Raw genomic sequence first — 13,505 nt, 5'->3', positions numbered from 1 at the left:
TAATGATAATAAATATCATTATTAAATATAAATTGGCAATAAATCTATTACTATTATATTTGTCTGTATTTCCCAAGGATCGTTTTTGTATGAAAAAAGTAGTAGTATCGGCTTTACCCCTGTTTTTAATTAGTTATAACCCAACAGCATTATCCAGCCCAAATCAGATCGACCAACAGATAGCTGAAAAAAGCGAAGATGACAAAAAAGACGATGACGTCATTATTGTAACAGCACCCTCAGCTAAATTATCAACCTCTCAAGCAATTGATTCAAATAAAATCAATCAATCAAATACGGGCGATGGTAATATCACGGATGTATTGAAAACTTTGCCTGCGATACAAATGTCGAATAGCAGTAACAACGGCATGACGCAAGGTGAAATTAAGCCTGCCGATATCTCGATTCATGGCAATACCAGCTACCAAAATAATTATCAATTAGATGGTGTAAGCTTTAATAATGATGTCGATCCAATCGATCCAGGATTAGGCGTAACCAATACGCGTGTTGATAGCGATGAACAAGGTCTTTATATTGATAGCCGCTTAATTAATGAAATTAAATTATATGACAATAATATCCCCGTTGAATACGGTGGATTTACAGGTGGTGTTATAGATGTAATTAGCCGTCGTTGGAATCATGAAACTAATGGTAATATTTTTTATCGTAAAACCCAATCTTCATGGAATAAAACGCATGTCGATCCAGCGATTAAATTTGATAGCTCCGCCAATGATGCCAGTCATCCGAGTCGATTTCAACCTAAGTACAGTAAACAAAGTTTTGGCGGTTGGTTTGAAACAGGTCTTACTGACGATTTAGGTGTAATGTTTGCCGCATCAAGAAGAGAATCTGATATCTCTTCTGTCTCTTATCAAGGTCCATCATTATTATTAGATGGTGAAGATCTGATTGAAATTCGAAAAAACGGCGGTATGAAAAACCAAACACGTGTTTCAAATAACTATTCATCTAAATTTACTTGGTATGCAACAAACCAAACATCAGTAAATTTTTCTACCAATTATTCACAATATAACAATTACTCATTTGCCGCAACCGTTGCTAATTCTGGTTACAATACTAAGCATAATGGCTTAAGTATGGCCTTGCAATTACTGCATGAGTTTAATTTTGCCAAATTAGATTTGACAACAAGTTATCAAAAGCTAGAAGATAAAAGAACCAACGATCAAAACTATTTTATTACATTGGTTGATTATTCTGATTGGCGTAGCCCCGTGCAATATCATTCGGGAGGCGTTGGTAATTTAACCACTAAACAAGATAATTGGGGATTAAAGACAAAACTTGATTTTAAACCAATTTCTTGGTTGGATACCACGCATGAACCCTCTATCGGATTCGAACTAGCAAAAACCAAAGCGCGTTATATTCGAAATGAAGATTTTTATCGTTATACCTATACGGGCACATGGGACGCCCTCCCTTGGCTCTCTTATGCCGATCATGCTTCGGTTTTCCAAGCTGGCCATTATCAAGCAAGTTACGATAATTACGCATTCTTTACCGATGACACGATCAAATACGGTCGCTTAACAGTCCGTCCTGGAATACGTATTGATTATGATAATTTTATTAAAGACGTCAACCTAGCACCAAGATTTGTGACAAGTTTAGACACCTTTGGTAACGGTAATACTGTATTAACTGCTGGAATCAACCGCTATTATGGCCGTACTATGATGGCTTATGCTTTATATGGTGCACAAAATGCGGGATTAAAGAACTGCTATTACTTTTGTACACCAGGACAAGTTGATGAAGATTGGATAAGCTCAACTGATTTTGAAGGGCTTAATTCGCTTTCTACACCTTATAATGATGAAATTAGTTTAGGTTTTGAGCAGGTTGTAAAAAACAGTCTATGGCAATTACAATATGTACATCGTGAAAGTTATGATGAAGTTCGCAGTCGCCCTAAATATGATAATGGTCGATCAAACATTCGAACCTTTGATAACTCTGGGCGCAGTACGCATGATACTTTGTCATTAGTGGTAAAAAATAGACTACCTATCGAATTTTATCACGCTGAACATACTGCATCGGCTTCAATCTCGTGGCAAAAAAGTGAAAGCAATACACCTAAAGAGCTAGGTTATGCGCATTATGATCCCGCAAATAATGTTCGCCATGATAAAGTTTGGTATAACGGTAGAATAATTAAAGCATCTGATTTACCTGCAACCGATTTTAATATTCCCGTTAAGATCAATTTCGAACTGACAAGCAAAATTCCAGACTATGATTTAACGCTTTACAACTTACTACAATGGCAAAGCCCGCGAAATCAAGCGGTTCGTTATAGTAACCAATATCACATCGATCCAAATACGGGGGATAAAATGGCAAAATACGAAAAAGAACGCTTTGCCAGTACGCTTCGTTGGGATGCTAAACTCGGTTGGGCGCCAACTTTTGCTAAAGGTGCTAATTTTTCTGTAGAAATTAATAATATTTTAAATAAAAAAAATGTTACCGATCGTTATGTTTATGGTGCTGATGCGGCAGGTAATGACAGAATTGTCAATGCTTATGCTCCTGGTCGCCAATTTTGGATTCAAGTTGGTTATGACTTCTAATTTACATAAAACGTTATACTTTTTTCGCAATAATATAAATTTTACTGTCGCATAAACATGCAAAAAATTAAACAATTCTTATATTTAGTAAAGCCATTTTGGTGTTCTTCAGCATCCAAAATGGCTTGGTTATTATTACTTAGTGTTATCGCTTTAAGTTTATCTACTGTATGGTTTAATGTTAAATTAAACCAATGGAATGGAGATTTTTATAATGCACTACAGGCTTTAAACGAGCAAAATCTTTATCGTTTATTGGGCGATTTTATTATTCTTATTATTATGATGATTTTGGTCGTTGTGTACGCTGATTATTTACAAAAGAAGCTATTAATAATTTGGCGTTACCATATGACAGAAAAAATAACTAAGCAATGGTTATCCAAACATTCTCATCACTATCATCTTAAAATAAAACATATTGAACTTGATAACCCCGATCAACGTATTGCTGAAGATATCAATTTACTGATTAAACAATCACTAGATTTATTACTTTCATTTTTGCGTTCGTTTATGACATTAATCTCCTTTACTGCCATTTTATGGACACTATCTGGTGCTATTTCCTTTACCTTACTATCGATAGATATTCATATCCCTGGTTATATGGTTTTTGCTTGCGCTATCTATACATTATTAGGAATTATTTGCACTCATGCTATAGGTAAACCTTTACATAAAATTAATATCGAAAAACAGCAAAGCGAAGCTAATTACCGAGCGACATTGATTCATTGTTACCAATCTAGCGAAGCAATCGCTGGCCAACATGGTGAAAAACAAGAAACGACTAGGTTAAAAAACAAATTTACAACCATTATTCATAATTGGCAAAATTTGATGAATTATGAAAGAAATCTTTCATTTTTTAGTGTAGGTTACCAACAAGTATCTTCTTTAGCGCCGATTTTTTTTGCATTACCTGCTTTTATTGCTGGCTTAATTAATTTAGGTGGCTTGATGCAAATTCGACAAGCATTTATGCAGGTTTCCTCGGCATTAAGTTGGTTTATTTATGCATATCGAGATATTGCAATTTGGCAAGCGACAGTAACAAGGCTTTATCATTTCGTTCGGCTTTTAGATGAATTACCTGAAAATACAATTACTCAAACTACCCATAATGATACGCTACTTGATGCGCAGGTAATATTAAAAAGTGCAGATAATCAGCAAGTCCTATTATCGACTCATATCCAGTTAACTAAAGGCGATACGTTATTGGTTCAAGGACGTTCGGGTATAGGTAAATCAACACTATTAAAAACCATTAGTGGTTTTTGGACAAATTATCAAGGTATTATTCAACGTACAGATAATTATCTGTGGATCCCACAAAAAATACGCCTTAGTTACGATAGGTTGGATAATTTATTGGCTTACCCTGCTTGCTCAAAAAACTTTACACAACAAAAGTTGCTTGAAACATTATCATTAGTTGGGCTAGATAAATTGAGTCATGAGCTAGAAACCGAAAGTGATTGGGGGAACCGTTTATCAGGTGGTGAACAACAACGTTTAATGTTTGCTAGGGTGTTGCTTAACAAACCCGAACTAATCTTGTTAGATGAAGTAACTTCGGCATTGGATTTACCAAGTGTCTATCAACTTATTTCGCTATTACAGAAAAAATTACCAGAAAGCGCGATGATCTTTATTTCTCATCAACCAATACAAAATCATGTTAAACAAGTCATCAATTTAGATGATACGGCTATTTTACCAATACAAAAATTGGCACAGCAAAATGCCGAGTTTGAGACTGTGTTTATATCTAAGGTTTAAATTCGATGTTAAAAAATTTTTTATACTATATTTTCTTTTCCCTATTGCTTAGTTTTCCCCATTTATGCTGGTCAAATACGCTAATTGAATCCAATCCTACGATAGAAACTTATCAATTAGACAACGGGTTAACTGTCTATCTACAACCTCGCTCAAAAGCAGGATTAGAGTTAAGATTAATTGTGCACAGTGGCTCATTGCAAGAAAATGAAAATCAACTAGGCTTAGCTCACTTTGTTGAACACATGGCATTTAAGGGAACAAAAAATTTTCCTAATAAATCTAGTTTTAAATCGCTAGAAGAATATGGAATCCATTTGGGAACTCACATTAATGCCGCCACCAGCTTTAATTCAACGGTATATCGCTTATCGTTACCTGCTAGTGAAGCTCTACAATTAGAAAAAGGATTAACCGTATTATCGGATTGGGCTTATCATATTTCATTTGAACAACAAGATTATGAAAGTGAACGCGATGTTATCATTGAAGAGTGGCGCTTACGGCAAGGCGTGGCTTACCGCATTAATACCCTCTTAGATGAACTACGTTATCATGGAAGTTTATACGCTAATCGAGCTCCAATTGGTTCGTTAGATATCATAAAAAACGCACCGGTTCAGGAAGCAAAAACGTTCTATAACAATTGGTATCAGCCACAAAGAATGAGCTTAGTTGCAGTAGGAAATTTTGATACTAAATCAGCTAAACAATGGATTAATACACTTTTTGGTCAGCGTTCACGAGGTGATGCACCAGTTGATATTCCGCAATTAAGAGCTTTTTCACCACAAAACGAGCCACTAGTTAAAGTTATCCTTGATCGCGAACAAGGGCAACGACTAATACAAATCGCATTACAACGTGATTTACCCACAGCTTTAAATACACCTCAAGGAATAAAAGAAGATATTTTTGATTTAGTCTGGCTAACGTTACTTAATCATCGGCTATCATTGTTAGTAGAAAATCAAATATTGCCTAGCGCTCAAATTAATCAACAAGGTATTTTATTTGATAACAAACGTATGCAATACCTTCTTTTTGCACAGACAAAAGATCAACAGTATTTAGAGACAATGAGGCATCTGTTTTCCGAAATACAACGTATGTCAACCAGCCCAGTATCAGAAATAGAATTGCAACAAGTTAAAAACCAAATTTTAACAAAATTAAAACAACAGGCAGAAAATGAAATTAACTATCAAAATGATTATTTAGCTAATCAATTAGTTAACAATATTACAAATAGTTTGCCTATACAAAATAAAACACAACAATTAACTCAAACAACACAAATATTAAAAACACTTAATGCAAGCGCTCTGCAAAAAATAGTGGGTGAGCGACTAAACAGCGCTAATTTACGGATTGCAGTTATTGGTCCAGATAGTGATCAAAATTCGGTTAATGCCGAGCAAATCAAACAATTATGGCAAACGATTAGACAAACTCAGTTAGGAAAGTTTCCATTTAAGAAAGAAGAAGTTAATCTTGATATCAAGCCTGCATTACAAGGAAAAATTACAGCAACCCACAATATTAGTGAAATCAATGCATATGAATGGCAATTAAGCAATGGGCTTCGAGTTATTGCACGCCCTGATAATACTTTATCAGGTGATGTTGAAATGTTATTACAGATCCCTGGGGGATTATCTCTTGATAGCGATCAACAATTAGGTATTATGCGTTGGTCACAAAGATTGGCGGAAGATAGTGGTTATGGAACGTATACTTCAGCAAAATTAAACCAATTTAGTCGGCAACACCAAATTACTGTTTCCCCTTATGCCGAACTGCTTTATCATGGTTTACGCGGAAAGGCACCGAATGATCAATTAGCATCATTATTTAAATTATTTTATTTGAAATTAACCGCCGCTAATTTTGACCCCCAACAATTAGCCCAAACCAAACAACAATTAAGCTTAGCTTATTCCAAACAACCTGTTGAAAGGCAGTTTTTAGACTTAATCAATCAAAATGCCTTTAATCATGGTGATCGTTTGTTAGTTTCACCTGATGGTGCTTGGAGGGATTTTTCAGCAGATCAACTGAAGCAAAACTATTTACGTGCATTTGCTTTATCACCATCGGCCAATATTATTATTTCTGGACGTTTTAAGATTGATGAAATTAAACCATTAGTTGAATATTGGTTTGCTGGTCTACCCACTACTGATAAAAAAAACGCATGGGTAGATAACGGTATCATACCAATTCATCAATCAATGCAAAAAACATACCCTATGGCTAGTAGCGATAAATCAATGGTTAGTATACTTTACTCAGCGCAAAAACCATGGCAGCTACGTGATCAACTTAATCTTGAACTGATTGACTATATTATTAATTTAAGATTACGTTATTATGTTAGAGAGCAGGCCTCTGGCGTCTATACCATTATTTTTTCGCAGCAACTGATCAAATATCCGACTTCCTATTATTTAGCGAGGCTAAACTTTACGACAGCCCCTGACAAAGCCCATGCTATAACAGTGTTGGCAGATGAGGTAATTCAATCTGTAGCGCGTAATGGCGTGACTTTAGATGAGTTACAGCAAGCAAAGAAATCATGGTTAATTGATTATCAAGAAAAAAAGGCCAGTTCTACCTATTGGTTAACCGCAATGGCACAAACTGCAGCTGATGGTAGCCATTTTGATGAGTTAAATATGCCAGCCAATCTCATTGAAGCCATTACATTGCAAGATACGAACCATTTAGCTACGCAATTATTAGGTAAAAATCCAAAAATTTTCACTTTATTACCTAAAAAGGTCGATAATTCAAATCAATAAAATTATCAATTTAGTCAGGAATCAAAAGTAATAAACTAGTTAGCATATAGAGTATTACTTTTAGTTTCCTGATTTTTATTGTATGGGTAAATTTACATTCCGATACGACTCAAAAATATAGAGCTATTTTGTGTTTAGCTATTGCTCAAACTGATAAAATCAAAAATTAGCATGTAAATACGCCATAATGAGTTCACACTTGGTATAGAAAATTACGCTACATGTATTCAATAGGAAGCAAATATGATTTATGTGCCTTATTGGGTTGTTAGGCGTTATAGTTAATTATTCTTTGGTAATGAACGGCTTCTTTTCATTTATGGATACAATTAACTTGTTTTTTCTTGTTTTGTCTTTTCTTGTATTCAAATCCTCTTTTATTTTTATCATGGAGCATTGCCGACTCTTCACTATATTATTTTTGGGAAAGGCAAGCTATATCCGTTATATCTCTATGCGAATATTAATACGGCATTCGTTAGCATATTGATGCTGGGTAATATCGAGATATGATTACCCAGTAATAGATTTATTGTAAATAGTTGTCTACGTAAATGAAATCACCGCTAATATGCAAAAGATTGATTATATTTAAATTAAATAATTTCCAACTCTTTTAACGATAGTTTTATAAATGCATAAAAAATAGGTGCAAAGATTAAACCAATCACACCAAAAAGTGTTTCTAAAAATAGCATCGCAATTAATAATTCACAGATGCCTGCATGAATTTTTGTTCCAACTATTTTGGCATTAAGTACATATTCCATTTTATGAATTAAAATTAAATAAACAATAATCGCCATCGCAACAGTGAATGATACTGTAAATGCAACAACAAAGATTAATGCATTAACAACTAAGTTTCCAATAATTGGAATAAGTCCAAAAACAAATGTGGCTAAGACTAAACTTTTGCTAAACGGTAAATGAATACCAAACACAGGCAGAATAATAAATAACAAAATAGACGTCATTATTGTATTAAATAATGCAATCACAACTTGTGACATAGCAACATACTGGAATACGACAACTAATCGGTTTAAACTTGCTTTTAAGGCTTTAGTTAGTGGTCTTTGTACAACTTTGTTGTCATCAACGTTACGTTGATTTTCTTTATAACCAAGAATTAACCCAATAATCATTCCCACAATTAATATGATTAAATCGTGAAATACTTTTTTAATGATAGATTGTAGATAGAATATATGATCTTTAAGATAAACCATTATCGTGGATTTAACTTCATCTAAATCATCTGGCAAATAATGAGTAATACTCGGTGGAAGACTGTTTATTACATTGTTTACCACTAATTTCATATTTGTTAACGTTTCGGTAGGATGCTTAGCCATGTCAACAAACCAAGCAAATAAATACCAAAAACCACCAATAAAAATACCAATAATCAGAGTCGTTAGGACTAATACCGAAACTAATTTTGATCGATGGCTAAAGCGCATCATTTTTCGCGATAAGAAATCATCTAATTTCTGAGTTAAGGTATAAGTTAATAAACCTGCAATCACTGCAGGCATTAAATGAACTTGCATTAAAATAATGAAAAAAACAGAAAATAATGTAAGACAAAAAAGTCCTAATTTTTGATTATTATCAAGTATCATGGTCATTAATTCCTTTCAATAAATAGCCGATTAACTATTAATTTTTAACCTTAAATATTAACATATTCTTTTTTTGCTATTTGTGCTAAAAAAAATCGATAAAATTAAGGCGATTTAAAATAATTCTAAAATGTACTTCAAAACATAGCATTAAGTTCAAAAAGAAAGCGATTATAACAGAGGATAAATTATACGTCTGCTTTTTTGCTATAGTTAAATACACCATCCTGTACAAAATGGCATTATATAACGATAAGGTGGAAAGACTATGTGAGAATGTTGTAGCGACCTTATCTTTACTCTATGATAAATATTGATTTATGTAGATAATAAATATGTTATCTACATAATATGGTTACTCTATTTTTTCATGAAATCCTTTGCCATAAAAAACTAAACTACTGTTACCTCTTGGTACTGAGTAATGAAATTGCTGGCGTATAGTTTTATTCTGCTGATGTAAATTATTTTCATATTCAGCAAGTTTATGCACCAATAATAATTTCGCTAATCGCTTATTGGCATGTTGGCTTCGTTCGGTCTGTACTTTGACACTAATACCCGTTGCGATATGTGTTGCACGAACGGCAGATTCGGTTTTGTTGACATGCTGGCCACCAGCTCCCGATGATTTCATCGTCGTAAATTCAATAGTACTATCCATTATTTGTGAAGGGTTTTGTAAGCAGGTAATGCCTATAAACCAATTTTTACGTTTATGTGCTGGTCGATATGGGCTTTGGCAAATCCATTGTACGGTTCCAAGCCAACGCTGTATTAATTGATCACACTGTAAGCCTTCAATTGAAATAAGCACTGAACGGAAAGTATTGGGCTTATCGCCCAATACGCTTTCGACTATTTCGGTTGTTACTGATAATTTACTTGCTTCATTTAGAAATTGCGTTACGGCTTTCGCAACAGCTAAAGTGCATTCAGCAGGCCCTTTGGCAGATGAAAAAAAGAGCAATGCCATTAATGACCTCCTTGTGTTTTATAATTCAATATTGGAGTAAGTTGTGCGATCACTTTAACAATGTTTGCTTGTTGCATCGATTCAATTACACTCTCAATTGATTTATAAGCTTGTGGCGCCTCTTCAAAAATTAAGCTGCTATCTTCACAAATGACACGGCTCCCCAATTTGGTTCGTTTAAGTTCTTGCATTGAATAGCGGTTATCTAACTTGCCTTTACAGTCGGCCCGACGCCATTTACGCCCCGCACCATGGGCTAATGACATAAGAAGATTTTCATGCTGTATTGGCTTAACTAAATAACTATAATCCCCACGCGATCCGGGTACAATCACTAATTCATCTGTTGCTGAAGAGGCGCCTTTACGATGCAACCAATACGTCTGACCACTCAACATGACTTTTTCGAGAAAATTATGACAACCATTTAGCACTTCAACCCCTTGTGTATTTAGGTTTGCCATTAATCTTTCAGCGACAACTTGACGATTTAATCTGGCAAATGCTATTGCGTTATCGTGCTTAGCTAGATAGTCTAATGCTTCAGGACTGTTTTCAAGTAAACCTTGATTACCAAAACGCGATAATTGATTTTGTAAAATCGCATGACCTAATCCTCTTGAACCACTGTGCACTAATAAAAACAACTTCTTAGCATTGAGTTGGTAATCATTAAATAACGACTCATCACAAATTTTACTGACCTTTTGTAATTCAGCAAAATGGTTACCACCACCAATTGTACCAAGATTGTATTTATGATGAGTATTTGACTGATCAATATTACCAATTTGCCGTTCCAATTTATCAATACTCAATTTAGCTATATTGATTTCAGTTTGCCAAAAACCCATACCACAACCAATATCACTGCCAATTAAAGTTGGGTAGATGATTTCACGGCTTAAATAAGCAGCGCCAATAGGGTAGCCTTTTCCCGGATGAAGATCTGGCATGCCCACAACTTTAACCATATTCGGCAAATTAGCGGTTGCCAGTAGCTGTTCAATAGCCACGCCTTCAATCCATGTGTTTTTTGATGCAATATATGATGCTTTGTCAGATAGCACCTGTATAGAATTGTCCATATATCAATCCATATTAATCAATATTATTGTTATACCCTGATGATGTATAAAGACAAATTTTTTGAATAAATTAAATGTAAAAAACGTTATAAATTAAAATAATACATATAAAATTCAGCTTTGCACTTAACATTGATTTGATCACAACAGTTAATTATTGTTAATCCAAAACAACGCTTACTTTAACAATGTAAAGCAAAATTATCTTTAAGTATTGGGTATAGGTTATATTGGCAGGCTAAGATCAGCAGAATGAATTGAAGTAAAAATGAGAAGTGTTACTACTTAATTATTTTGCGATAAGCCTGCAAAGGTTAGTTAAACAAATCATAATCAATTCTCCTTTGCAGTTAATAATGGTGAGTATCATAGTTATTTTTTTATAAGATGTAAATAGTAGGCGTGAAGAATTTTAATTAATAAAACAACATAAAAAGTAAAATTTTAGCCTTTTATCCTTGAGATAAAAATAGGAAGAACACTTGTCTGTAAGCTCTCGAGGCATAAAACCGTTTAAAATGATTTTACTCTTTTTAAAAGAGGTTATTTCGCAACCTCTTTTTCGATTTTTTGAAAATGATCAAGGACTATTATTTGATCACATAAAAGTTAACATCACGAGTATCTCGAAGAGCATCAACGAATTTCCCCAATTCTTTACTGTAACTTTTCTCAGGATCGTTTTCTTCTGTACATTTTTCTTTTGAGCGATAACTTTTAGCCATTGCATCATTTGATGCCAAATTGTCGTATGGTTTTTTAAAATCACTACCTTTTAATGTCATAAGGTGATTCCAGTCATTTAATAGGCTTTCCATATATTGACGACCTGCTTCGCATTTTATGTTATTTAAGTCAATCTTAGGAATAACATATTGGCTTATCTCACTGAACTTTTTAGGATTGTAAGGAAAGCTAATGTCTTCTTTTTCATCTTCTTTTAAGAATTCAATAAAGTCGCTTTCACGATATAATTTTCTAAAACGTTCTTGATAAGATTGGTTTTTCTTCAATTTTAGGTCTTGGGTTATTTCTTTTGGAAAAGGTTGATCATAAGAATAATCCCAATGATATTGGCTGTGTTCAATAAATACATCATTGATTAATTTTGCTGGCAATTCTATTTCTTGCGCTTTACCATCAATAATGGCTGGAATGTTATTGATTTCTCTTTTTTCTCTTAAAATCTTTTCGTATTCTTCATCATTCAACTCAGACGTTGAATAGATGACTGTGTATAAATAATAGTTACTTTGTGTTGGGTTAATAAGACCTAATTTTCCAAATTGAGCCGGTTTTACAACAAAATTGAAGTCATCATTATTATACGATAAGGTATGTTTGCCGTATTCAAATGTATAATTAACACCCGATTTGGCTGGAATAGTTAATTCTTTACCATCAATAGTGACTTTTATTTCGTTAGCAGTAGGGTTGTCAATCCAACGCTCGATAGAACTAGGTTCAGAACAGCCAACAAGGATTAAACTGCAAATCCACAATAAAGAATATTTTATTTTTTTCATCATAATATTTTGTTATAAGTGTAAAAAGGAAGTAAATATTATCATCTTTATGAAAAAAACTAAATGTAATCAAATAAAATTAGTGTTATAAATAGGTATTTTGTTTGGTTGTTTATTAAATAACATTAGGAATAGAGAGATTTTTATGAAATTGATAGTCGATAATATGAATTGCCAGCATTGTGTGAAAATGATAACAAAAGCGATTAATGACATTGACCCAAACGCAAAAGTGACCGTTGATTTAACTAAGCGCCAAGTTGCTATCGAAAATAGTTCCATTACGCAAGAAGCCGCTATCACTGCGATTAATGAGGCTGGTTATGAGTTTGTTGGAACTGCGAACTGACTATCTCTATATTTGATAGCACTAGGTTTCTTAGGCATCTTTGTTATGCTACCTTGCTGAAATTTTACCTTAAAAAAGAAATAACAAAAAATTTGTTTAAAGTATCAGCATATTTTGGAAATATACTAGAATACGTTTATCTATTTATTAATAAGCTATTGTGAAAAGGATATAGACTATGAAAGGTAAAATATTGAGTGTTACTGTGGCTATTATGGCTTGGTTTAGTGCGGTTTTTTTTGTTAATGCTTATCAGATTGATTGCCCACAAAACATCAAAGTTAAAGAAGAAGTTGAAAACAGGCCTGATGGATGGGAGGTTTCTGATAAAGATAGCCTGAGTAGCTCTTTTCATAGCATGATTGTTTATTACGATAACCCTTCTAGAATGGGTGCTTTAAAACCAGCAAAAGGAACGGTTGCTGGTAAGAAACATGAGTTAATATGGGAAGTTAATTACCACACAGATGTTGAACCTTATTATGTTAGTTGCGCTTACAGTACAAGCAGAATTGAGCTAATAAAAAAAATTGATTCATCAATGAAAAGTTGCTGGGCTGACTATTTTGAAGATGAACAAGGAAAAAGAGGGACACTTACCTGTAGCACAAGTGAGGCAAAGGACTTGCATTAGTTGAAATATGAGATTTGTTGTTATATGTATTGTTATATGTATTGTTATATGTAATAGCCGATAACTCAAATCCCACTAAAATTTTAAACCCTAGTTT

The 13,505-nt window shown here is 33.7% G+C and carries 9 protein-coding genes; 5 read left to right on the top strand and 4 right to left on the bottom strand.

The annotated features are described in order from the left end of the window. Positions 1-89: 89 nt before the first annotated feature. From A9G28_RS09645 to A9G28_RS09635, 3 genes are all read left to right on the top strand, one after another. Positions 90-2,615 (top strand): TonB-dependent receptor plug domain-containing protein, encoded by a 2,526-nt coding sequence (locus tag A9G28_RS09645; RefSeq protein WP_081301564.1) that lies wholly within the window; start codon positions 90-92, stop codon positions 2,613-2,615. A gap of 120 nt (positions 2,616-2,735) precedes the next feature. Further along, a complete protein-coding gene (locus A9G28_RS09640; RefSeq protein ID WP_218057361.1) occupies positions 2,736-4,403 on the top strand; it encodes an ABC transporter ATP-binding protein/permease in 1,668 nt (555 codons plus the stop codon). A 5-nt stretch (positions 4,404-4,408) separates the two neighbouring features. Further along, positions 4,409-7,207 (top strand): M16 family metallopeptidase, encoded by a 2,799-nt coding sequence (locus A9G28_RS09635; protein WP_065580530.1) that lies wholly within the window; start codon positions 4,409-4,411, stop codon positions 7,205-7,207. 596 nt (positions 7,208-7,803) lie between these two features. Here the strand turns inward: A9G28_RS09635 and A9G28_RS09630 are convergent. The 4 genes from A9G28_RS09630 to A9G28_RS09615 all read right to left on the bottom strand — a co-directional run bounded on the left by A9G28_RS09630 (position 7,804) and on the right by A9G28_RS09615 (position 12,428). Beyond that, positions 7,804-8,841, bottom strand: coding sequence for an AI-2E family transporter (locus tag A9G28_RS09630; protein ID WP_081301563.1), 1,038 nt, complete (start codon positions 8,839-8,841; stop codon positions 7,804-7,806). A 349-nt stretch (positions 8,842-9,190) separates the two neighbouring features. Next, positions 9,191-9,811, bottom strand: coding sequence for a peptide chain release factor H (gene prfH / locus A9G28_RS09625; RefSeq protein WP_065567888.1), 621 nt, complete (start codon positions 9,809-9,811; stop codon positions 9,191-9,193). Continuing rightward, positions 9,811-10,899, bottom strand: coding sequence for an RNA ligase RtcB family protein (locus A9G28_RS09620; RefSeq protein ID WP_065580528.1), 1,089 nt, complete (start codon positions 10,897-10,899; stop codon positions 9,811-9,813). Before A9G28_RS09620 ends, prfH begins: the two co-directional genes overlap by 1 nt. A 590-nt stretch (positions 10,900-11,489) precedes the next feature. Further along, positions 11,490-12,428, bottom strand: a complete 939-nt coding sequence (locus tag A9G28_RS09615; protein WP_065567886.1) for a hypothetical protein — start codon at positions 12,426-12,428, stop codon at positions 11,490-11,492. 142 nt (positions 12,429-12,570) lie between these two features. Here A9G28_RS09615 and A9G28_RS09610 point away from each other — a divergent pair, with 142 nt between their 5' ends. Both A9G28_RS09610 and A9G28_RS09605 read left to right on the top strand, forming a co-directional pair. Further along, positions 12,571-12,774, top strand: a complete 204-nt coding sequence (locus A9G28_RS09610; protein ID WP_065580527.1) for a heavy-metal-associated domain-containing protein — start codon at positions 12,571-12,573, stop codon at positions 12,772-12,774. Positions 12,775-12,952: 178 nt separating this feature from the next. Continuing rightward, complete coding sequence (locus tag A9G28_RS09605; RefSeq protein ID WP_065580526.1) at positions 12,953-13,408, top strand: STY0301 family protein; 456 nt, start codon at positions 12,953-12,955, stop codon at positions 13,406-13,408. The last annotated feature ends 97 nt before the right edge of the window (positions 13,409-13,505 follow it).

The sequence above is a fragment of the Gilliamella sp. Fer1-1 genome (assembly GCF_001690825.1).
GTDB classification, from domain to species: domain Bacteria; phylum Pseudomonadota; class Gammaproteobacteria; order Enterobacterales; family Orbaceae; genus Gilliamella; species Gilliamella apicola_C.
This window is presented reverse-complemented; position numbering and strand designations above follow the sequence as displayed.